This window comes from Flavobacterium sp., assembly GCF_046317795.1.
Taxonomy (GTDB): Bacteria; Bacteroidota; Bacteroidia; order Flavobacteriales; family Flavobacteriaceae; genus Flavobacterium.
Genome location: NZ_JBKCVI010000024.1, coordinates 12,836 through 35,091, shown reverse-complemented (window position 1 = coordinate 35,091; position 22,256 = coordinate 12,836). Strand labels below are relative to the sequence as shown.

Sequence of the window (22,256 nt, the reverse complement as noted above, 5' to 3'; positions counted from 1 at the left end):
GGTGTCTTCGGGGTTTTCGTCATTTTCATAGAAATGATTACCTGAAGATTTGAGGTCTTCAAAACCTTCATCATTTACTTCATCATTTGTAGAATCGTTTAACTCGTCGTTAGTTTCGTCTTCGTTGATGTTATCTTCTTCGTCGTCTTTCATAGTTTGGTTTTAACGATTTAAGGTCAACATTATATAAATTTAGGATTAGAAATACTGATAATTTTCAGTTTCTTCTCCATTGTTTTTTAAATTTAATTCCTTAAAAATTTCTATTAACAAATCTCCTTGTTCAGAACTTATACTTTTGACAATCTTTAATCCACTTGATTGATAGCTTCCGCCACATTCAGCACAAAAGTCATAAAAATCAACTAATTTGTCTTTTTTATAAAACAACAAAATATGTCTTGGGTTATAACAATCCGCAGAAGTTCCATATTCTAATTTGCTATCTAATACATTGAAAATTTTATTTTTGAATTCTGTATTCAAATCAACATCATCAACAAAACTTACACCAGATATTGTAATAAAATTATCTTTTATTAAAATCTCATTCTTATCAGAATAAGAATTTCTAATATGATTATAGGACAATAATCTTACTTTACTATATTGTTCAAGCTTTAAAAAAACCTCACTCTTCTCTTTTTGACAAGAAAATACTATAAATAAACTCGTTATTAAAATTATTTTTTTCATTATTTAGGATAATTTTATTAGTCAAATCTACTGCTTCCTAAAAACTGGTTACTGAAAACTAATTCTTCTCCACCACATCCAATTCCACTTTCAAGTTATTGATAATAAACGTTTGTCTATCGGGTGTGTTTTTGCCCATATAGAATTCCAATAACGTCTCTATTGAGGTAGCTTTATCCAACATCACTGGATCCAAACGTATGCTTTCCCCAATGAAATTTTTAAACTCGTCGGGCGAAATTTCACCCAATCCTTTAAATCGAGTGATTTCTGGTTTCGGTTTTAATTTTTCAATAGCATTTACACGCTCTTCTTCACTGTAGCAATAGATGGTTTCCTTTTTATTTCGCACACGGAATAAGGGCGTTTGCAAAATGTATAAATGTCCGTCTTTTATCAACTCGGGGAAAAATTGCAGAAAGAATGTAATCAATAATAATCGAATGTGCATTCCATCCACATCGGCATCAGTGGCAATTACAATATTGTTGTACCGCAAATCGCCCATGTCTTCTTCAATATCCAATGCGGCTTGTAGCAAATTGAATTCCTCGTTTTCGTAGACAATCTTCTTTGTCATGCCATACGAATTCAAAGGTTTTCCACGCAAACTAAATACGGCTTGTGTATTGACATCACGAGATTTAGTAATGGAACCCGAAGCCGAATCGCCCTCGGTAATGAAAAGGGTGCTTTCTAAACTTCTCGGATTTTTAGCATCGGTTAAATGCACTCTGCAATCACGTAGTTTTTTATTGTGAAGACTTGCTTTTTTGGCTCTGTCTTTGGCTAATTTTCTAATTCCCGAGAGTTCTTTTCGCTCTCGCTCGGCTTGAAGAATTTTGCGTAATAATTGGTCAGCAATTTCAGGATTTTTATGTAAATAATTATCAAGTTTGGTTTTGATAAAATCATTGACAAAGGTTCGTACCGATGGCCCTTTCGGACCAATTTCTGTTGAACCCAATTTGGTTTTCGTTTGGCTTTCAAAAACGGGTTCTTCCACTTTAATGGATATAGCCGAAACTATTGATTTTCTGATATCAGATGCTTCAAAAGGTTTGTTGTAAAACTCTTTAATCGTTTTTACAATGGCTTCACGAAAAGCGCCTAGATGCGTTCCACCTTGAGTTGTGTTTTGTCCGTTTACAAAGGAATGGTATTCTTCTGAATATTGCGATTTACTGTGGGTTAAAGCGATTTCAATATCATCGCCAAGCAAATGGATGATTGGATACACCATATCGTCTTCATGGATGGCTTCTTCCAATAAATCTTTTAAACCGTTGTCTGAATAATACTTTTCGCCATTGTAATAGATGGTTAATCCTGTATTTAAATAACAGTAATTTTTGAGCATTTTAATAATATACTCATTTCGGTATTTGTAATTTTTGAAAATGGTTTCATCAGCAACAAAAGAAACTTTGGTTCCTCTACGTTTGGTAGATTCTATTATATCTTCTTCAATGGTAAGATTTCCAGCAGAAAACTCAGCTGCTTTTTGTTGGTTATCACGAACGGATTCTACACGGAAATAATTCGACAATGCATTTACGGCTTTGGTACCAACACCATTTAAACCTACCGATTTCTTGAAAGCTTTGGAGTCGTATTTTCCGCCCGTATTCATTTTGGAAACGACATCCACCACTTTACCCAAAGGAATACCACGTCCATAATCACGAACCGTGACGAGTTTGTCTTTGATAGTAACTTCAATTACTTTTCCTGCTCCCATCACAAACTCATCAATACAGTTATCTATTGTTTCTTTGAGCAATATGTAGATTCCATCATCGGGAGAAGAACCATCACCTAGTTTTCCGATGTACATTCCGGGACGCATTCGGATGTGTTCTTTCCAGTCGAGTGAACGAATATTGTCTTCGGTATATTGATTTTGTTCTTGCATTATAAAACTTTCGATTTTAACTCCCTTCAGTTCGGCTTATGCTTTTCGCATAAACCTTGGGTGTGCTAATATAGTGGAATTAGAGGGTTTTTAAAAACCAATAAAAAAGAAGTTATTAAGAATGATATTGACAAAAATGAGCCAAAGTCAAAGACGATAATATTTTTTTAATTTCATATTGAGTTCATTTGGGTTGAATGGTTTTATGATGTATTCATTTATACCTATTTGAAGTGCTCTGTCTAAATAACCAAAAGAAGCCGATGCCGTAAGGGCAACAATAGGAATTAATTTATTCTTTTCTCTGATTATCGTTGTGGCTTCGTAACCATCCATTACTGGCATTGATAAATCCATTAAAATGACATCGTATTTATGAGCATTAAATTTTTCAACACCCACAAGTCCGTTTTCTGCTAAATCTACTTCAACATCCCACTGAGTCATAATTTTTTGGGCAATTTTGATGTTGATTAAATTGTCTTCAACTAATAAAACTTTTAATCCTTTAAGATTTTCTACTTTATAATTTTCTTGTAAATCATTTGTATTAACTGGTATAAATTTTAAATCGATTGGAAGTTGTAATGTGAAATTAAAATTTGTACCTACTCCAATTTCACTTTCAACCAAAATATCAGTACCTAATAGATTTAGTAATTTTTTGGTAATAGAAAGTCCTAATCCAGTTCCTCCAAATTGTCTAGAAGTTCTTGTTTCGGCTTGAGAAAATTTTTCAAAAATGGTATTGAATTTTTCCTTTTCAATCCCTATTCCCGTGTCAATTATTTCAACCTTGAAGGTCGAGATATTGTCAAAAACTCCTAATTGATTTAGTTTAATTTTTATGGTTCCGTTTTTTGTAAATTTGATAGCATTTGAAACTAAGTTTGTAATGATCTGATTCATTCGCAACGGATCGCTTATTAAATTTGGCACAAAATTATCCGCAACAATTACTTCTATTTTATTGAGGTTTTCAGAAGCTCTTACTTGTAATGATTTTGCAATTTGATTGGTTAAAACAATCAAATTGAAAGGAATTCTCTCAATATCAATTCTACCTGCTTCGATTTTATTGAAGTCTAAAATATCATTGATTAATAAAAATAAGTTTTGTGCTGAATTTTTTAAAACTTCAATATTTTCTTGGAAACTTTGCAATGAGTTTTCTTTTTCCATGATGTAAATTAAACCTATAATTGCATTGAGCGGAGTTCTAATTTCATGGCTCATTATGGATAAAAACTCCGATTTAGCTTCATTAGCATTTTCAGCAATTGTTTTGGATTCGTTTAACTGTATTTGAAACTCCTTTTTAATTTCAATTTCTCGATTTAGAATTTTAATTAAGTCTAGTAAATTATCCTCTTCTTCTTTCAACTCTTTGCCATCTACATTAAGTTGATTAATTGCTTCAACCAACTTCTTTTGAAAAATGTCTCTTTTTCCTATTTCTTCTTTTAACTTTAAAGTGATTTCAGAATATTCTTTGTCATTTAAACGAGTGGATTGCTCAAACAACTCGGCATCTTTTTCATAATTTAAATACGTTTGATTGATGACATCAATAAAAGCCATTAATTCAGGACTATTATTAATGGTCTGTTTAGATAAATATTTATCTATTTGACGACCAAGATGACGATGTAAATTTGGTTTATTCATTTAACTATTAATCCTCATAGATTGTGGTTATTGTCATGGTTTGATTGTGAAGTTCACAAGCTACATTCTTTAAAGTTGGAGAAATTTCTCCATAGGAATAAAAGCCACATAAAAGAGTGTTTTCTCCGAATTCATGACGAATTACTTCAAGTTCCTCCTCTATTCTTTCACCTAAAACAATTCTTCTACCTACACAACTAATCAAAAGTGCTAATTGATTTCTTTCAGTTGATCTCTTCTTAATTTTATAAGCCGCATTTGATGCAGCATCAATCAATTTATCGATATTTCCCTTCATCAATCTTACCATTGAACCTTGTGGAATATTACCTGCAAAAGTCATTGATTTATTTTCTTCATTTATCGATAATATGGTTCTAACAACTGTTGCTGAGTTGGCATTTTCTTTCATTGAAAGAGGAAAATATAAAGAGGAGCTTGGTAATTCTTCGGCATATTTACCCAAGTATTCTTTATATAAATCTAATGCAAAACGGTCACCTATTTTGTATAAAACATTTTTATCAGATAAAGTAACTTCTCGTTCAGGACCAAAATCACTCCAACCTCCTTCGGAAGCGTAATCAAAATGAATATTATTTCCATAAAATCCTACCGCTACTATCTTCCCTGGGGTTGCATCAGCATTTAATCCAACAATTGTTTTTTCAAAATTATATTCATCACCGGCTAAACCACCAAAAATCGGAATTAATTTATTGGTTTGCGCTATTAATTTATTAATCAATTCAGTTCCATTAACTAAACTTCCTTCGGATAAAATTAGTATAGATTTTAAATCTTCAGATAATAAATCATTCTTAATTTTTTCGCCTAAATCGTTTAGGTCACTGTTCAATATAATATCGATTTGTGTAGTTTTTACTTTTGTTTTTTCAAATGAAATGGCTGTTACAACAATATCATCTTCAATATTACATTCATTAGAAATTTGTCCAGAAGAAGAACACAATACAATATCAGCGTTAGGATATCTTTCTTTTAGTTTTTGGTAAGGTAAAGTTTCGTCCAGAAGCGTTCTTTGAGCAAAAGCTAAAACTAAATTAACATCTTTTGGCTTTAAACCATGAGAGTTGGCAATAATTTTTTGATTATTTAATTTATCAATAATCAATTGTTTAAATTTCATAGCGTAAATTATTTAGAGTTGGGATATAAAGTAAAGAAAAGAAAACGTAACTAACAAAAAAACCTGCATGTTTATTTACTTGTTTTAGCAATTAGGTGCGTTATTATATTTACACATTAAACCTAAAATGCATCACATCACCATCTTTTACTATATATTCTTTTCCTTCCACTCTAAGTTTTCCTGCTTCTTTTGCTTTACTTTCTGAACCTAAATTGGAGTAATCCTCAAAAGCAATTACTTCGGCACGAATAAATCCTTTTTCAAAATCAGTATGAATAACACCCGCAGCTTTGGGTGCAGTATCTCCAATATTGATTGTCCAAGCGCGAACTTCTTTCACTCCTGCTGTAAAATAGGTTTGTTGTTTTAATAATTTATAAGCTGCACGAATTAAAACTGCAGATCCGGGTTCTTTTAAACCTAAATCCTCAAGAAACATTTGACGTTCTTCATAGGTTTCTAATTCGGTTATATCTGCTTCGGTACCAACTGCCAAAACAATAACTTCAGCGTTTTCGTCTTTTACCAATTCACGAACTTGTTCAACGTATTTGTTTCCTGTTGCAGCCGAATCTTCATCTACATTACAAACGTATAAAACCGGTTTGTTCGTTATTAGTTGAAAATCTTCTAATAACACTTCTTCATCATGATTTTGAGCAACTACAGTTCTAGCAGATTTTGCTTGTAATAAATTTTCTCTAATTCTATCCAATAATGCTTTTTCTGTTTGAGCTTCTTTGTTTCCAGTTTTAGCTGCGCGGTTTACTTTTTCTAAACGTTTTTCAACGGTTTCCAGGTCTTTCAATTGCAATTCAATATCTATAGTTTCTTTATCTCGAATTGGGTTTACATTACCGTCTACATGAACAATATTATCATTGTCAAAACAACGCAATACATGAATAATGGCATTACACTCTCTAATGTTTGCCAAAAATTGATTTCCTAAACCTTCTCCTTTACTGGCACCTTTAACTAAACCAGCGATATCTACAATATCAACTGTAGCCATTTGTACACGTTCTGGTTTTACTAGTTCTTCTAAACGATTTATTCTTGGATCAGGAACATTTACCACGCCAATATTGGGCTCAATTGTACAAAATGGAAAATTGGCGCTTTGCGCTTTGGCATTTGACAAACAATTAAATAAGGTTGATTTTCCAACATTGGGCAATCCTACAATTCCTGCTTTCATATCTTTTTGTTATTGATTTTTTATTTGTGATATGTAACGCTAAAGCGTTTCATTTTAAGTTTTAGTTAAAAAGTGTGCAAATATAAGATATTAAAATCAAGTTTCAATGAAATGAAATTGAAGGAAATTCTAATAGGATTTGGCTGCTATAACTTCAATAATTTTCTCTTCTTCTTCGGTAGAAGTCAATCCGGAATTATTCCAATAATTAGTTAGTATGGAATTTTTTTTATTATAAAGTGTTTTGTCTTTAAAGACTTCGTTTTCTTTATACACGAAGTTTTGAGTGCTAAAAAAGGTGGTAACAAAATAATTTCTAACCTCAATATCTATTTTTTTATCTCTAAAAATATGCTCAAAACCAATCTCTTCTTGCGAACTTACTAAATAATAGTTTAAATCCTCAACTCTGTAGATTGTTTTGAATATTGATTTATAAATATTTTTTGAACCCACTATTTTCTTTTCTTTAGTATTGGCAAGAGTTGCAGGTGAAATACTGGAACTCACTTCTACAATTACTTTTTTCTTATTGTCATAAATTATTTTAAAATCATCACGGATTTCCTTAGAATTGTCCAATGGCGTTACAAGCATCACATTATAATCTGCATTGGCAGTGTACCCTTTAATAACATAATCGTATTGCTTTATAGCTTTAGGTTCTAAAATGGGAAGTAAATACTTGAAGTTATAGTAATTTTGCATGATATCATTCAAATTATAACCCAAAACTTCGGAACTAATTTCATCGTTAATCAATCCATAAGACCTATTTTGTTCGACTAAAATAGTGCTCTTAAATTTATTGTTTTTACCAGTTAATTGAAAGTTTAACAGACCATCATTGTAATAAGTATGTGTACCATCTTGTTTAAAAAACTCTCTCGCATAGACTTTTAATCGTGATGGAGAAGTCAATTTCTTAATAGAATTTTCAACAATTGATTTTAAGATTTTCTGAGGATGCTGTTTCGTTACAATAATTTCGTCTAAATCATTAATATTACTTTTGAGATAGATAATATTATCTGTTTTATGTAATGCGGATGAACGAACAATTACACTATGATAAGAGGAATGTGTAACTTGGATATTTGAAGTACCGTTGAGCTCAAATGTTATTTTTCCTTCTGCATTACTTAACAATGTTTGCTTAGTTTTTAGAATTAATACAGTGGCGTATTCAACAGGGAGATTACTAACAGCATCTTTTAAAATAATTGACTTTTCGGTTGTTTGTGAAAAACCAAAAAAACCAAAAATCAGTAAGAATACATGGTAGATTTTCTTCATAATTAGATTGGCTTTTAACAAAATTAGTAAAAAACATTAGATTATGAACAGTTATCAGTTTTTTGACTATAATTTTTAAAAAAGAGCCCGAAAACAAAAGACTCAACATTTTAGAAATTATTTAAATTTAGTGGCTCTTCCCTATGCTAAAGATTTATTCTATTCGTTATGCAAAAATGATTGTCTATTAAGTAGCGTTTCCTCACTTTCTACATGATTCTCATCGGGAACACAACAATCCACAGGACAAACGGCTGCGCATTGGGGTTCATCGTGAAAACCTTTACATTCAGTACATTTTCCTGGTACTATATAATAAATATCGTCTGAAATTGGCGTTTGCGCAGCATCAGAATCTACTTCGGTTCCATCGGGTAAAATTACTTTTCCTCTAAGTTTGGTTCCATCCTTGTACCTCCAGTCATCCGCACCTTCATATATTGCCGTATTCGGACATTCTGGTTCACATGCACCACAGTTGATGCATTCGTCTGTTATAATGATTGCCATTTTTTTTATTTTAAATAAAAGAAAATAGAGAATAGAATATAGACTGTACCAATGAAAAATTATCTTTTCTCTTTATTGTATTTTCTATTATCTTATTTTTGTGCAAAATTACAATCAAAACCATTCATAAACAAGTAAACAAATGTTACAAATTGATAAAAAAAAATGTTTTGTTGCATTAGGAAAGTTTTTAAGCCAATTTTCATTGGATAAAAACACCAAAGACGAAACAGTGCTTCACAATGATTTGTTCTTTGATGACTTTGTTGACTTAATCAAATTGTCCCAATCTCATAATGGATGGTTTACACCTGAACAAGTTTATTTCGCCTTTCAATCTTGGGCAAAAGCATTGACAGAAGATAATTTGAATAAATGGTTAGCTGATTATGATTTCTCTAAAGTGAAACCGAAAACTGTTGGCTTAATTCTAGCAGGAAATATTCCACTAGTTGGCTTTCACGATTTTCTTTCCGTATTGATTTCGGGACATAACGTACTGGTAAAAACGTCTTCAAACGATCAACATCTGATTAAATTTTTGGCCAGATATTTAGTAGCTGTTAATCCCGAAATTGAAAATTGCATCACGTTTACCGATGGTAAATTAGAAAATTTTGATGCCGTGATTGCTACTGGAAGTAACAACACAGCGCGTTATTTTGAATATTATTTTAAAGACAAACCAAATATTATTCGCAAAAATCGTAATTCAGTTGCTGTATTAACAGGCGAAGAAACAGAGCAAGATTTAGTAAGTCTAGGTGAAGACATTTTCCGTTATTTTGGTTTAGGTTGCCGCAATGTTTCTAAATTGTTTGTTCCCGAAGACTATAATTTTGAAGCGTTCTTTAAAGCTATCTATGAATATAAAGATGTCATTTATTACGAAAAATATTCCAACAACTACGACTATAACAAAGCCGTTTTCCTAATGAGTAATTTCAAATTATTGGATAATGAATTTCTAACTTTGAAGGAAGATATTAGTTACGCCTCGCCAATTTCCTCTGTGTTTTATGAACGATATGAAAATATTGAAGACATCAAAAAACAATTGGAAAAGGATGCAGACCAAATACAATGTGTTGTTTCAAATGGTGTTATTGAAAACAGTATTACCTTCGGAAAAACCCAACAACCCGAACTTTGGGATTATGCTGATAATGTGGATACTTTATTGTTTTTGAATAAACTTTAAGTAATCAATTTTATAAACTAAATCGTTTTCGTTGATAAGATGAACTCATAAACGATGATTTTAAATAGTTTATCTATTCCCTATTTACGAAATTTGCGCTTTAATTTTTTAAAATAACAGCATTTCAGATGATAAAAGATTCTGAAATAAATTCAGAATAAAATGAAAAAACACAATTATAGCGCTGGTCCATGCATATTACCTCAAGAAGTCTTCCAAAAATCAGCACAAGCTGTTTTGGATTTTAATAATTCCGGATTATCCATTCTTGAAATATCCCATAGAAGCAAAGATTTTGTTGCCGTAATGGATGAAGCGAGAGGGTTGGCTTTAGAACTTTTGGGATTAGAAGGAAAAGGTTATCAGGCGCTATTTCTTCAAGGTGGCGCTAGTTTAGAATTTTTGATGGTGCCATATAATTTAATGAAAGTGGATGGAAAAGCTGCTTATTTGGATACCGGAACGTGGGCAAACAATGCTATTAAAGAAGCCAAATTATTTGGTGAAACTGTTGTTGTAGCTTCTTCAAAAGAACAAAATTACAATCATATTCCAACAGAGTATACAATTCCTGCTGAAGCGAATTATTTTCACTGCACCAGTAACAATACCATTTTTGGAACGCAAATGAAATCGTTTCCAAAAACCAACATTCCAATAGTTTGCGATATGAGTTCGGATATCTTTTCGAGAACTTTAGATTTCTCAAAATTTGATTTGATTTATGCCGGTGCTCAGAAAAATATGGGAGCGGCGGGAACAACTTTGGTGGTAGTTAAAGAAGAAATTCTAGGCAAATCGGGAAGAACAATTCCTAGTATTTTGGATTATGAAAAACACATTAAAGCGGAAAGTATGTATAATACACCAGCCGTTTTTGCGGTTTATACTTGTCTTTTAACATTGCAATGGTTGAAAGCTCAGGGCGGAATTGCAGCAATTGAAAAAGTAAACGAAGCCAAAGCCAATTTGCTATACAACGAAATCGACAGAAATCCATTATTCATCGGAACAGCTGATAAAAAAGACAGAAGTAGTATGAATGCTACCTTTTTATTGGTTGACGAAAAGAACCAAGAAACATTTGATAAAATGTGGAAAGAAGCTGGAATTTCGGGTTTACCAGGACATCGTTCTGTTGGTGGCTATCGTGCTTCTATGTACAACGCTTTACCACTAGAAAGTGTTCAGGTTTTGGTGGATGTGATGAAAGAGTTGGAGGAAGTAGTCAGTGTTCAGTCGCAGATAGCAGAATAATTAGCCCCGACCTGCCTACCTGTCGGCACAAAGGTTGAAGCGAATTGCGGGATTACCTGCCTGCCGGCAGGCAGGGCTCATAAAAAATCAATATACAATTTACATTATACATTATACAAAAAAGATGAAAGTATTAGCCAACGACGGAATTTCAAAAAGTGGAATTGAAGCATTAGAAAAAGGTGGTTTTGAAGTAATCACTACCAAAGTCGCTCAAGAACAAGTAGCGAATTACGTAAACAGTAATAATGTTTCGGTAGTTTTAGTGAGAAGTGCCACAAAGGTTCGACAAGATATAATAGATGCTTGTCCAGGATTAAAAATCATTGGTCGAGGTGGTGTTGGAATGGATAATATTGATGTGGATTATGCTCGTGCAAAAGGAATACACGTAATTAATACGCCAGCATCGTCCTCTGAAAGTGTGGCCGAATTGGTATTTGCGCATTTGTTTACAGGAGTTCGTTTCATGCAAGATTCGAATAGAAATATGCCTTTAGAAGGTGATACTAACTTTGATGGTTTGAAAAAAGCGTATGCCAACGGAATTGAATTACGCGGAAAAACATTAGGAATTATTGGATTTGGACGAATCGGTCAAGCGGTAGCAAAAATGGCGCTTGGACTTGGAATGAAAGTAATTGCAGCCGATAAATTTGTGGATAAAGCCGACGTAAAAGTTGATTTTTACAACGGACAGTTTATCCATGTGGAATTTGAAACCGAACCTTTGGAAGATATTTTTAAACATTCTGATTTTATAACGCTTCACGTTCCTGCGCAAGAAGGATATGTGATTGGTGCTGACGAATTTGCGCAGATGAAAGATAACGTGGGTATTGTAAATTGTTCTCGTGGTGGCGTTATAGATGAAGTAGCGTTGATTGAAGCTTTGGATAACGAAAAAGTATTATTTGCCGGTTTGGATGTTTTTGAAAACGAACCAACACCAGAAATTAAAATCCTGATGCATCCAAAAATTTCCTTAACACCACATATTGGTGCGGCAACATTGGAAGCACAGGACAGAATTGGAACCGAATTAGCAGAACAAATTATAAGCTTGTTGAAAGCCGAGAAAGTATAATTTGATTTCAAAAGTAAAATTAAAAAACCACGTTATGCGTGGTTTTTTATGTTAAAAATAAGGTTCAAACAATTGATTTTTAGTACTTTTATTGCAAACAATTGATTATGCGAAATTTAATTATAGTATTCTCCTTTATTTTAATAATTCTATCTTGTACTTCATCAAAAAACATTATTACTGCGGATGGTAATACTATTGCTACTAAAATATCAGACACCGTTAAAATTACCAATGATAGTCTAGAATATGAAGTAATTATTATTGATCCAGGTTTTAGTTCTTGGTTGGCAAAAAATGCAAAACCGAGAGGTTTTTATTCTCTAAATTTCTTAGAAAATAGAAACCAGAGCTATGTTATAGAATGGAACAGTAGAGTCAATCAAATTCAAGGCAATAATAGAAATATTTATGAAATGCGCATTGATTACGAACCTTTTACTCATTATGGTTATGAAGTTAATTATTTGCTTTATAATTATTTCATATATTTTCAAATCACATATAATCAAAAATTAGGAGGTTTTATTCCAAGTCCTTAATGCATTATATTTGTCAAAAAATAAAAGTATGTCAAGTTTTAAAGAACGCTGGAATATCAAATCGAATTGGCAAGTTTTTGTCATTATCCTGGTATTTGCAATTACTGGCTCTTCTGCTGCGTATCTTTCAAAACCTATTTTATCTCTTTTTGGTATTGTCAAAGGAAATGTTTCAAATTGGTTATATTATCCCTTATACATTTTACTTATTTTTCCAGTGTACCAAGTGTTGCTAGTTAGTTTTGGATTTATATTTGGGCAGTTTACCTTCTTTTGGGCTTTCGAAAAGAAAATGCTTAAGAGTATGGGCTTAGGTTTTTTAGTAAAGGACAAAAAAAATCTCGAATAAATTATTACCCGAGACTCTTCACTAATAAACAATTTAAAATAAATTTTTTATTGATTTTTTAGTAAACTAAAAAAATCGTTTCTATTTTCTTTTTCAATAAATATTCCTCCATATTGAATGGTTGAGGTGTAACTACTTTCATCTTGAATTCCTCTGCTAGAAACACACAAATGCTTGGCCTCCATAACAACAATTACACTATCGGTTTCCAAAACCGTTTTTAATTCGTTAAAAATTTGCATGATCAATCGCTCTTGCACTTGAGGACGGCGAGAATAATAGTCAACAATTCTGTTTAATTTTGATAATCCAATCACTTTTCCGCTTGAAACATAGCCAATATGCGCTTTTCCAATGATTGGCAAAAAGTGATGTTCACAAGTAGAATTGAAACTAATATCGGCTTCAACCAACATTTTATCATAGTGGTAGGAATTATCAAAAACCGAAATTTTAGGTTTATTTGCCGGATTTAGTCCTGAAAATATTTCTTTGATAAACATTTTAGCTACTCTGTGAGGCGTACCTTGTAGACTATCGTCTTTCATATCTAAACCCATTTCTTCCATTATGGCATGAAAATGTTTTTCGATATTTGACATCTTTTGGTCATCTGTTTTGATGAATGCGTCTGGGCGCAAGGGTGTTTCTGCAGAAGTCATTTGATGATTGTCGCCTATCAGTTCAAATAATTCTTTTTCAATGGTTGTGTTCATAAGAATTACATTTTTTGTTTAACAAATATAGTTATAAATTAAACAAATTAAATCTATTAACATAACTTTATACATTATTCAACTATAAAAAAATAGTATCACTATCAAAAAAAGAAAATACTTTGTTACTTTGTGAAAAATTTAATACATGATTACTGCCAAAAATATTCATAAATACTACGATGCTTTACACGTTTTAAAAGGAGTGGATTTGCATATTCAAAAAGGGGAAATTGTTTCAATTGTTGGTGCATCGGGCGCGGGAAAAACAACATTATTACAAATTCTTGGCACACTTGACAATCCGTCTAAAAATACCGATGCTCTACTTGAGATTAATGGCGAAAACCTAATAAAAATGATGGATAAAGAATTATCTAAATTTAGAAATACACAACTTGGATTTATTTTTCAATTTCATCAATTATTACCTGAATTCTCGGCTTTAGAAAATGTTTGTATTCCTGCTTACATTGCTGGTAAAGATAAATCTACCACAGAAACAGAAGCTACACGACTATTGGATTATTTAGGTCTATCCGATAGGTTAAATCACAAACCCAATGAACTTTCGGGTGGTGAACAACAACGTGTTGCGGTTGCTAGAGCTTTAATCAATAAACCTGCCGTTATTTTTGCCGATGAACCTTCTGGAAATTTAGATACTGCTTCGGCTGAAAATTTACATCAATTGTTTTTTAAATTACGAGAAGAGTTTGGACAAACCTTTGTTATTGTTACACATAACGAAGCATTAGCCAATATGGCTGATCGAAAATTGGTCATGAAAGATGGATTAATAGTGTGACATCATGGTGCTTATTCTCCTAAGTTGGCTCTACATTCTTTTTACCTCACTTACTTATGGGATAGGTTTTTCTAAGTTATTTCGAATACCATCTATTGATGTCGTAATTACTTCCATATTAGGATTGTTTTCAATAACAATTGTAGCTAGTATTTGGGCAGTTTTTGGTCCAATAAACATCGCTTTTCATTCCGTTTTGCTATTGTTTACTTTGCTTATAGGATTTTGGAATAAAGAACTCTATCTAGTTATTTTTCAAAAAACAAAATCATTTTTCATCGCTTTTCCTATAGCAATAAAAATGCTGCTTCTTTTTAGTAGTTTATTGATTTTGGCTCAAAGCGCCACCTCACCTTTTATCATCGATAACGAAACCTATTATATTCAAACCATAAAATGGCTCAACGAATATGGTTTTGTACCTGGACTAGCTAACCTTCATTTGTTTTTTGGACAAACTAGCGGTTGGCATATTACTCAAAGTGTTTTTAGTTTTTCCTTTTTATACGACAGATTTAATGACTTGAACGGATTTTGTTTGCTGATAGGAAACTATTGGGCATTTGAAAAGCTTCACTCCTATTTTGTTACCAAAAATAAAATAGAATTAGTATTTGGATTATTGCCAATAACTTACGTATTTCTATTTCAATTTGTAAATGCTCCATCACCCGATGTTCCTGTTTATATTTTTGGATTGATCTTGTTTTGGCTTTATCTAGAAAATGAAAATTTCGCCATAATCACTTCAATAGCATTGTTTTTAGTGTTTATCAAAATCACAGCGGTTGTACTCTTGATATTGCCTATACTATTAGTAATAAAAAATTATGATCTTATCAAAAAACAACTCAATAGAATTGTGCTTTTATCAGTATTGGTTTTTGTGTTATTTATCATAAAAAATGCCATTCTTACTGGTTATCCATTTTTTCCAATGACTTTCATTTCATTACCAAATGCAAGCTTTACTATTCCGAAAGCAATCATGGATTTCTTCTTTAGTCAAAGGATGATGCATTCTTTTTATATCCCATCTGGTTCAATTGAAAACTTAACTTTAACTGATATTCTCCAGCACTATTTTTTCAGAAATGGAATTAATAGTATCATTGGAATTGCAACTATGGTAATGGTAATTGCTTCTCCAATCGTTATCTATAAACGATATCCTAAACAAACTATTTGGAATATCTATTTCGTATTCATAACGCTTTTGATATTAGTAACATTCAGTTCTCCACAATATCGTTTTTATGTTTATTTCACTATTTTCTTTGGGTTATTATTACTTTCATTGGTATTAACAAATCGAAAAATAATTTTGATTTCAATTGGACTAAGTTTGGCTTTGGTTGCATTTTTGATTTTTATTCCAATTTCGTTTGCTGGATTAACAAACAATACTAGTTTGGTTTCCAATTCAACTTTTAGCATAAAAAACACATTAGTTCCCGAACCCAATACAAAGGGAACTCAAAAGTACGTTTTACTGCCAAAAGAAAATTTAGACTACCACTCGCCTATTAATTATCCATTCTTTTGGATAACGGGCAATGGTGATTTACCATGCGTTAATACGGAACAATTACGCTATTTTGAAACGAATTTTAAGGTTATTCCTCAACAGCGTGGCGCTAGTTTAAAAGATGGTTTTTATGCTAAAAAAATCCAATCTAATGACTAAAGCCGAGCTCAAAGAATTCCTAGATGAAAAGGTAAACTTATACAATAATCCCAACTTTATTGAAACCGACCCAATCCAAATTCCTCATCAGTTTTCGATCAAAGAAGATATTGAAATTGCTGGATTTTTGACCGCTACCATAGCTTGGGGAAATCGCAAGATGATTATTGCTAATGCAAAACGCATGATGGAGTTGATGGGAAATTCACCCTACGATTTTGTTATAAATCATAAGGATTATCAATTGGAAGCTCTTGAACCTTTTGTTCATAGAACTTTTAATAGTATTGATTTTAAAACTTTTATTATAGGATTGCAAAATATTTATGTTAATCATGGTGGTTTGGAAACAGTTTTTGCCAACCATCAACAACCGAATTCCATGCAAATTGCTATTGCAGAATTTAAGAAAGTATTTTTTGAAGTGCCTCATTTGCAAAGAACAACCAAACATATATCTGACCCGTTGCATGGTTCGGCAGCTAAGCGTATTAATATGTTTTTGCGTTGGATGGTTCGAGAAGATAACAAAGGTGTTGATTTAGGAATTTGGAAAAACATTTCTACTGCAGCTTTATCTTGCCCATTGGATGTGCACTCAGGCAATGTAGCCCGAAAATTGGGATTACTCGCTCGAAATCAAAACGATAGCAAAGCATTGGCCGAACTTGATACTAATCTTCGATTTCTTGATGCCAATGATCCAGTAAAGTATGATTTCGCACTTTTTGGTTTGGGAGTTTTTGAAGGGTTTTAATAATTGATTTTATTTGCACAAAGTATTTAAATTTCTTATTATTGTTCATTAAATGATTATATTAAGAATTATAAATCAATACTTATAAAGATGAGTACAACTGTTGACGAAACCAAAAAGAAAAGTTTTAAAGAAAAATTTAAAGAAGAATTCATTGAATACTGGATAAATGTGCTCTATTTGTCGTTTTACTTTGGGGTGTTTTTCACCTATAAAAGATTGGTTTTGGCACAATATGAAATAGATTATAAAGAGTATGGCGCTGCTCTAATAAGTGCTTTAATTTTAGGTAAAGTAGTATCTATTATTGGGTTAACTAAGATAGGCAGAAAAACTAGCGAGGGTCATTTAGCTTTATTGACTACTTATAAAACTTTTGCATTCACACTTTGCATTATAGTTTTTAACGTTTTAGAGAAATTTATTGTTGGTTTTTATAACACTTCCACTTTTGACGGAGCAGTCAGTAACATTACTCATGAACTTTTCACCTATGAATATCCTGCTCGATTGTTAATTATTTTTAGTTCATTTATACCCTATTTTGCAATGAAAGAACTCTCCAATGCGGTTGGTCATAAAAAAGTAATCGACCTATTTTTTAAAGGAAGTAATAAAGTAGACTAATACATAGTATTACGATGTTTAAAAATATAGTAGCTAACAAGTAATGATGACTAATTTTATCTTTAAAAAAATTAAAATATATTTCCTTCTAGTGACGCTATTTTGTTTTGGGAAAAGCGTGATTTATAGTCAACAGAATGATTTAAACAACACAAGACCAATTCAACTAGAAGAAGCTATTCAATTAGGAATTCAAAATAACCGACAACTTAAAGTTGCGAATACGAATGTCGCCATTGCCAATGAAGATTTAAGTCAAGCTAAGATTTCTAAAGCACCACGCTTAGGTCTAAATATGGACTACAACTATATCGGTAATCCAAAAATATTTCAAGGATTTTATGACAAGAGTGTCACGGTAGATTATTTTGATTATCAAACTGTTGGAACACTTGTTGCCTCAATGCCTTTATATTATGGTGGATTAATAAAAAATAAAATTGAAAGTCAAAAATTGGTAACTCAAATTCAGGAAACGGTTGTTAAAATGACCGAAGCGGAAGTAAAGTTAGCCATAACTCAACAGTTTTTTACCTTAGAAAAATTATACCAACAAATTGAGGTGACAAAACAAAATATTAGTAACACCGAACTGCGAATCAAACAGTTAAAATCTCGTGTTGAAAACGGACAAAATCTTAAAAGTGATTTGCTTAGAACTGAACTGCAACAATCAAATTTTCAGGTTTCCGTATTTCAAGATGTCAACAACATTAAATTGGTTAGTAATTATTTAGACATTTTAATAGGTCTTCCTACAGATACTGTGCTCAAACCTGTTCTAGTGGAAAACATATTGCCATCAAAAGAATTAACCATTGAAGAAATACTTGCCGAAGCATATCAAAACAGGTATGAAATAAAACAATCAGAGATTAATGTTAAATTATACGAATCGTTTTTGAACACAACTAAAAGTGGTTTTAAACCCAATGTTAGTGCTAATTTCATTTTCAATTCTCAATATCCTGCACAATGGCCAAATTACATAAACAATACATTAAATTTTTGGGCAGCGGGAGTTTCTTTAAGCTGGGATATTTCTAGTTTTTACAACCTAAAACATCGAGTAGGAAGTGATAAATTACAAATTGACAAAAGCACTACACAACAAAAAATCATCAAAGATGAAATTGATAAAGAAGTAAAAAAAGCGACTGTACGATATGCAGAAACTAAAAAAAACATCCCTACTTTTTTAAAGAATGTTGAACTAGCTCAAAATCATTATAAGATTATTAAAAGTCGATATGATAATGATTTTGCACTTATCAGTGATATGGTAGATGCCGAAGTGCAATTGAATTCTGCAAAAATATCACTTATCAATGCCAATCTAGATTTGATTATTCAATTCTATTCTTTGAAATATGCCATGGGTAAACTTTAAACCAATATCACTATGAACGAAGAAAATACACCGAACGAGACTGTTCAAAAAGAGGATAAAAAGAGAAATACACTATTAAAAATTCTATCGTTTGTCTTTTTAATTGCTGGAGGAATTTGGATATTGAGTTTGTTTTTTGATTTCAAAAGTTACGAGTCAACAAATAATGCACAAGTAGAATCGTATATCAACAATATAGCTGCTAGAGCAACAGGACATATTATTGATATAAAATTTGAAGCCAATCAAGCCATAAAAAAAGGCGATACTTTAATACTTTTAGACGATGAAGAATATCGAATAAAAGTGAAACAAGCCGAAGCTGATTTGGCATCAGCAGAAGGAAATTTACATTCTTTACAACAAGCTACAGTTACTTCCCAATCAAATCAAGCAGCCACAAAAGCGAAACTAGCCGGTGATATGGCTAGTCTTGAAAAAGCCGAAAAGGATTACGAACGATTTAGAAATATGTATGCCGATTCAGCAGTAACAAAAAATCAATACGATCAAGTAGTCGCTAAGTTAAAATCAACGCGTGCCTACCTTCAAGCAGGTCAGAGTGAATTACAAGCAAGTGGTTCGATAGCAAAACAAAGCCAAACCAATCTTGAAGCTGCAATTGCAACTGTAGCTAGAAAACAAGCCGATTTAGAAGCTGTCAAACTTCAATTATCTTATACCGTTATAACTTCACCTATAAATGGATTTGTTGGAGAACGCACTCTTTCTGTTGGTGATTTGGTCAATACTAATCAAGTGGTAGCTTCAATAGTTTTGAATCAAAAAATTTGGGTTATAGCCAATTTTAAAGAAACACAAATTGAAAGAATTAAAAAAGGTCAAAAAGTTACCATTATAGTTGATGCGCTTAATGATAAAAAATTCAAAGGAGTTGTAGCGAATTCTTCCCCAGCCACTGGAGCAAAATTCTCGATGGTCGAACCTGATAATTCAACAGGAAATTTTGTAAAAGTGACGCAACGAATTCCTGTAAAAATAGAATTTGAAGCTAGCCCTGAAGATTTAATTGAGGTAAAACCTGGAATGAATGTAACGGTTGAAGTAAAAAAATAAAACATGTTTGGACTAAAAAAAGGAAGTATTCTCATTCTCGTTGGCTTATACATACTTACCATTCCTTTTTTTAATGCGCTAAATGTAACGAGTTACGATACTTCGCAAATTTTAGGTCACTTTGGCGAATCTACAACGGTTTTTGCCTACGCAACCTACATTCCTGTATTTGTCATGATAGCTTTTATTCCGCTTGCGCTAAAAGTTGCCAAACAAATTCCAGTTCGAACCCTGATTTTATCTGCCAGTTTTTTAGCAATAACATTTAATACGGCATCATTATATACCACAAATATTATGTGGTTTACCTTTTGGCGTTCCCTTTTAGCCATTATTTCGATATTGGGAATATTTGCTTCTTTATTACCTATTTTAATAAAGTACAATCCAAAATTCAATATGCCCATAATGTATGGTATTATTCAATTTATAATGCAAGGAAGTCAGCACATCTATAAATATCTTGGCGCACAGTTTACCAGTATTTATGACTGGACTTTTAGCGTATATTTTCTAAACATCAACTTCTTTGTTTGTATCATGTTAGCATGGCTTTTTTACAGAAAAGATGTGGCACCAATGAAAGTAAAATTTAAATTTGATTGGAGAGGTTGGCTTATTTTAGTTTTATTTTTCACTATCATTCTATTTCTTTGTGCAGAAGGACAAACTAGAAATTGGTTTTCTGATTCTAAAATTTCACTAGCAGTTGCTTTGTTAATAGTTATAGTTGGTGTTTATTTAGTTCACGTTAGGTATACCAAAGAGCCGTTAATCAATACCGATGTTTTTAAATATAAAAATGTAGTCATTGGTACTTTCCTTTTCTTTTTAACGGGTTTAATAAATGGAACCGGATCAGTAGTAACCGGTTTTATGTCAAATATACTGGGTTTCGACAGCATCTATCAAGCAAAAACACATTTAGCCATTCTCATTGGACTAATCATTGCCGTTCCACTATCAACCTATCTTTTGTATAAACGAATTCATTTGGCCACGATTTGGATTGTAGGTTTTGCTTGTTTTGGATTGTATCATATTACAATTTACTTCAGATTGTATCCAGGCATAGCACCTATGGATTTCTTGCTTCCTTTAATCTTCAAAGGATTAGGGATTGGTTTTTTGTATACGATTGCCTCTTTATACATTTCGGAAGGCGTTCCAAAAGATTTAGGCGATTCCCGAATGATGAGTGGAATTATAGCTAGAGTGATAATAGCAACATTATTGTGTGGTGCTATTTTAGGCACTACAATTTCGAATACCAAAACACAACATAAAACCGGTTTAAGTCAGCAATTAACTCAAGGAAATACTTTGGCTGTTAGTCAATTAAAGAAATATAAAATGCTATTTTTACAAATGGGTGCTTCTCAAACTGAAGCTCAAAAAATGGCAGAAAGACAACTTTCTAGCCAAACAACACAAGCATCTATTTTATTAGCTTATAAAGACATTTATCTTGTTATGGCCGCAATTTGCTTCTTCCCAATTATTGTATTATTACTATTCAAACTAGGAAGAAGACCTATTGGAAAAGTAGAAACCGAACCAATTCCATTATAATTTAGTATTTTTATTTCTGTTTAGAATTACAAATTATGATTAATAAAATGAAACGACGAATATTAAAAAATATATGGGCAAATGAAAGTGGGCTCAGTGGAATGTTAGTATTACTTTTAGTAATGCACTTTATTCTAATTCCAATATTTGGTAGTCATGCACTCTTTTCGATAATGCTCGATATATTTTGGATGCTTTTACTGACTACAGGAATTTTTTCACTTGCAAAGAATAAGAGACAAGCAATTATAATTTCTATTGTGCCATTTTTGTTCATAGTAATAAGTTGGATTAGCACATTTAATAAAACTACATTTATACAAACTACCGAACTAATTCTGTCTGTTTTAACTTTTGTTTTATTAATCACCATAGTATTGATAAAAGTATTCGAACCGGGTCCAGTGACAATTTTTAGAATAATTGGTTCTATAGTTGTTTATATGCTTATTGCAAATTTATGTTCAATAGTTTACATATATATTTTCAATAACGTTGAAGGTTCGTTTCAAATCAAATTGCCACCATTTGAGACAAATAGTTTACAGGCCAATTTTTTATATTTTAGCTATATAACGTTAACAACAAATGGTTTTGGCGATATTGTACCCCTACATCCTTTAGCTCGATCATTGGTGCAGGTAGAGGCAATGATTGGGGTTTTGTATCCAGTTATACTCATTGGAAAACTTGTTTCAGACAACACCAGTATACCTAAAAACAAATAATAACACTAACCTCTAACAA

21 protein-coding genes are annotated in these 22,256 nt (G+C 32.0%); 13 read left to right on the top strand and 8 right to left on the bottom strand.

The features are described from left to right. Nucleotides 1-198: 198 nt before the first annotated feature. The 7 genes from ACK5ON_RS01710 to ACK5ON_RS01680 all read right to left on the bottom strand — a co-directional run bounded on the left by ACK5ON_RS01710 (nt 199) and on the right by ACK5ON_RS01680 (nt 8,439). The gene (locus ACK5ON_RS01710) at nt 199-696 is read right to left on the bottom strand and encodes a hypothetical protein (RefSeq protein WP_409819273.1); all 498 of its coding nucleotides are present in this window, start codon (nt 694-696) and stop codon (nt 199-201) included. Between the two features lie 58 nt (nt 697-754). Beyond that, complete coding sequence (locus tag ACK5ON_RS01705; protein WP_409819270.1) at nt 755-2,611, bottom strand: DNA topoisomerase IV subunit B; 1,857 nt, start codon at nt 2,609-2,611, stop codon at nt 755-757. Nucleotides 2,612-2,758: 147 nt separating this feature from the next. Next, nucleotides 2,759-4,279 carry an ATP-binding protein gene (locus ACK5ON_RS01700; RefSeq protein ID WP_409819268.1) on the bottom strand — a complete coding sequence of 507 codons (1,521 nt, stop codon included), beginning with the start codon at nt 4,277-4,279 and terminating at the stop codon, nt 2,759-2,761. Nucleotides 4,280-4,286: 7 nt separating this feature from the next. Further along, complete coding sequence (locus ACK5ON_RS01695; RefSeq protein ID WP_409819266.1) at nt 4,287-5,429, bottom strand: FIST signal transduction protein; 1,143 nt, start codon at nt 5,427-5,429, stop codon at nt 4,287-4,289. A 109-nt stretch (nt 5,430-5,538) separates the two neighbouring features. Further along, nucleotides 5,539-6,633, bottom strand: a complete 1,095-nt coding sequence (gene ychF / locus ACK5ON_RS01690) for a redox-regulated ATPase YchF (RefSeq protein ID WP_396175080.1) — start codon at nt 6,631-6,633, stop codon at nt 5,539-5,541. Nucleotides 6,634-6,762: 129 nt separating this feature from the next. After that, the gene (locus ACK5ON_RS01685) at nt 6,763-7,929 is read right to left on the bottom strand and encodes a hypothetical protein (RefSeq protein ID WP_409819262.1); all 1,167 of its coding nucleotides are present in this window, start codon (nt 7,927-7,929) and stop codon (nt 6,763-6,765) included. 159 nt (nt 7,930-8,088) lie between these two features. After that, nucleotides 8,089-8,439 carry a 4Fe-4S dicluster domain-containing protein gene (locus tag ACK5ON_RS01680; RefSeq protein WP_396175076.1) on the bottom strand — a complete coding sequence of 117 codons (351 nt, stop codon included), beginning with the start codon at nt 8,437-8,439 and terminating at the stop codon, nt 8,089-8,091. 142 nt (nt 8,440-8,581) lie between these two features. On the opposite strand from ACK5ON_RS01680, the gene ACK5ON_RS01675 reads away from it, so the two are divergent. From ACK5ON_RS01675 to ACK5ON_RS01655, 5 genes are all read left to right on the top strand, one after another. Continuing rightward, nucleotides 8,582-9,640 (top strand): acyl-CoA reductase, encoded by a 1,059-nt coding sequence (locus ACK5ON_RS01675; protein WP_409819259.1) that lies wholly within the window; start codon nt 8,582-8,584, stop codon nt 9,638-9,640. A gap of 162 nt (nt 9,641-9,802) precedes the next feature. Next, on the top strand, nt 9,803-10,897 hold the full coding sequence (serC, locus tag ACK5ON_RS01670; protein ID WP_409819257.1) for a 3-phosphoserine/phosphohydroxythreonine transaminase: 1,095 nt from the start codon (nt 9,803-9,805) through the stop codon (nt 10,895-10,897). 124 nt (nt 10,898-11,021) lie between these two features. After that, nucleotides 11,022-11,984, top strand: a complete 963-nt coding sequence (locus ACK5ON_RS01665; protein ID WP_409819255.1) for a D-2-hydroxyacid dehydrogenase — start codon at nt 11,022-11,024, stop codon at nt 11,982-11,984. 107 nt (nt 11,985-12,091) lie between these two features. Beyond that, on the top strand, nt 12,092-12,526 hold the full coding sequence (locus ACK5ON_RS01660; protein ID WP_396175068.1) for a DUF6146 family protein: 435 nt from the start codon (nt 12,092-12,094) through the stop codon (nt 12,524-12,526). Between the two features lie 28 nt (nt 12,527-12,554). Continuing rightward, a complete protein-coding gene (locus tag ACK5ON_RS01655; protein WP_396175066.1) occupies nt 12,555-12,875 on the top strand; it encodes a DUF6787 family protein in 321 nt (106 codons plus the stop codon). A gap of 47 nt (nt 12,876-12,922) precedes the next feature. Here ACK5ON_RS01655 and folE read toward each other — a convergent pair whose 3' ends face one another. Then, nucleotides 12,923-13,591 (bottom strand): GTP cyclohydrolase I FolE, encoded by a 669-nt coding sequence (folE, locus tag ACK5ON_RS01650; protein ID WP_409819252.1) that lies wholly within the window; start codon nt 13,589-13,591, stop codon nt 12,923-12,925. Nucleotides 13,592-13,739: 148 nt separating this feature from the next. On the opposite strand from folE, the gene ACK5ON_RS01645 reads away from it, so the two are divergent. From ACK5ON_RS01645 to ACK5ON_RS01610, 8 genes are all read left to right on the top strand, one after another. Beyond that, the gene (locus tag ACK5ON_RS01645) at nt 13,740-14,399 is read left to right on the top strand and encodes an ABC transporter ATP-binding protein (protein ID WP_396175062.1); all 660 of its coding nucleotides are present in this window, start codon (nt 13,740-13,742) and stop codon (nt 14,397-14,399) included. 4 nt (nt 14,400-14,403) lie between these two features. Continuing rightward, a complete protein-coding gene (locus ACK5ON_RS01640; RefSeq protein ID WP_409819248.1) occupies nt 14,404-16,086 on the top strand; it encodes an LIC_10190 family membrane protein in 1,683 nt (560 codons plus the stop codon). Then, complete coding sequence (locus tag ACK5ON_RS01635) at nt 16,079-16,843, top strand: TIGR02757 family protein (protein WP_409819245.1); 765 nt, start codon at nt 16,079-16,081, stop codon at nt 16,841-16,843. Before ACK5ON_RS01640 ends, ACK5ON_RS01635 begins: the two co-directional genes overlap by 8 nt. A gap of 90 nt (nt 16,844-16,933) precedes the next feature. Next, a complete protein-coding gene (locus ACK5ON_RS01630; protein ID WP_396174072.1) occupies nt 16,934-17,470 on the top strand; it encodes a hypothetical protein in 537 nt (178 codons plus the stop codon). A gap of 118 nt (nt 17,471-17,588) precedes the next feature. Beyond that, nucleotides 17,589-18,860, top strand: a complete 1,272-nt coding sequence (locus ACK5ON_RS01625) for a TolC family protein (RefSeq protein WP_409819242.1) — start codon at nt 17,589-17,591, stop codon at nt 18,858-18,860. Nucleotides 18,861-18,872: 12 nt separating this feature from the next. Continuing rightward, nucleotides 18,873-19,937 (top strand): HlyD family secretion protein, encoded by a 1,065-nt coding sequence (locus tag ACK5ON_RS01620; RefSeq protein ID WP_409819239.1) that lies wholly within the window; start codon nt 18,873-18,875, stop codon nt 19,935-19,937. Nucleotides 19,938-19,940: 3 nt separating this feature from the next. Beyond that, nucleotides 19,941-21,509 carry an MFS transporter gene (locus ACK5ON_RS01615; protein ID WP_409819237.1) on the top strand — a complete coding sequence of 523 codons (1,569 nt, stop codon included), beginning with the start codon at nt 19,941-19,943 and terminating at the stop codon, nt 21,507-21,509. Nucleotides 21,510-21,556: 47 nt separating this feature from the next. Beyond that, the gene (locus tag ACK5ON_RS01610) at nt 21,557-22,237 is read left to right on the top strand and encodes an ion channel (RefSeq protein ID WP_396174066.1); all 681 of its coding nucleotides are present in this window, start codon (nt 21,557-21,559) and stop codon (nt 22,235-22,237) included. Nucleotides 22,238-22,256: the final 19 nt, after the last annotated feature.

Coding starts and splice junctions, on each gene's coding strand:
- ACK5ON_RS01710 (WP_409819273.1), bottom strand. CDS start 696: ATGAAAAAAATAATTTTAATAACGAGTTTATTTATAGTATTTTCTTGT.
- ACK5ON_RS01705 (WP_409819270.1), bottom strand. CDS start 2,611: ATGCAAGAACAAAATCAATATACCGAAGACAATATTCGTTCACTCGAC.
- ACK5ON_RS01700 (WP_409819268.1), bottom strand. CDS start 4,279: ATGAATAAACCAAATTTACATCGTCATCTTGGTCGTCAAATAGATAAA.
- ACK5ON_RS01695 (WP_409819266.1), bottom strand. CDS start 5,429: ATGAAATTTAAACAATTGATTATTGATAAATTAAATAATCAAAAAATT.
- ychF (WP_396175080.1), bottom strand. CDS start 6,633: ATGAAAGCAGGAATTGTAGGATTGCCCAATGTTGGAAAATCAACCTTA.
- ACK5ON_RS01685 (WP_409819262.1), bottom strand. CDS start 7,929: ATGAAGAAAATCTACCATGTATTCTTACTGATTTTTGGTTTTTTTGGT.
- ACK5ON_RS01680 (WP_396175076.1), bottom strand. CDS start 8,439: ATGGCAATCATTATAACAGACGAATGCATCAACTGTGGTGCATGTGAA.
- ACK5ON_RS01675 (WP_409819259.1), top strand. CDS start 8,582: ATGTTACAAATTGATAAAAAAAAATGTTTTGTTGCATTAGGAAAGTTT.
- serC (WP_409819257.1), top strand. CDS start 9,803: ATGAAAAAACACAATTATAGCGCTGGTCCATGCATATTACCTCAAGAA.
- ACK5ON_RS01665 (WP_409819255.1), top strand. CDS start 11,022: ATGAAAGTATTAGCCAACGACGGAATTTCAAAAAGTGGAATTGAAGCA.
- ACK5ON_RS01660 (WP_396175068.1), top strand. CDS start 12,092: ATGCGAAATTTAATTATAGTATTCTCCTTTATTTTAATAATTCTATCT.
- ACK5ON_RS01655 (WP_396175066.1), top strand. CDS start 12,555: ATGTCAAGTTTTAAAGAACGCTGGAATATCAAATCGAATTGGCAAGTT.
- folE (WP_409819252.1), bottom strand. CDS start 13,591: ATGAACACAACCATTGAAAAAGAATTATTTGAACTGATAGGCGACAAT.
- ACK5ON_RS01645 (WP_396175062.1), top strand. CDS start 13,740: ATGATTACTGCCAAAAATATTCATAAATACTACGATGCTTTACACGTT.
- ACK5ON_RS01640 (WP_409819248.1), top strand. CDS start 14,404: ATGGTGCTTATTCTCCTAAGTTGGCTCTACATTCTTTTTACCTCACTT.
- ACK5ON_RS01635 (WP_409819245.1), top strand. CDS start 16,079: ATGACTAAAGCCGAGCTCAAAGAATTCCTAGATGAAAAGGTAAACTTA.
- ACK5ON_RS01630 (WP_396174072.1), top strand. CDS start 16,934: ATGAGTACAACTGTTGACGAAACCAAAAAGAAAAGTTTTAAAGAAAAA.
- ACK5ON_RS01620 (WP_409819239.1), top strand. CDS start 18,873: ATGAACGAAGAAAATACACCGAACGAGACTGTTCAAAAAGAGGATAAA.
- ACK5ON_RS01615 (WP_409819237.1), top strand. CDS start 19,941: ATGTTTGGACTAAAAAAAGGAAGTATTCTCATTCTCGTTGGCTTATAC.
- ACK5ON_RS01610 (WP_396174066.1), top strand. CDS start 21,557: ATGAAACGACGAATATTAAAAAATATATGGGCAAATGAAAGTGGGCTC.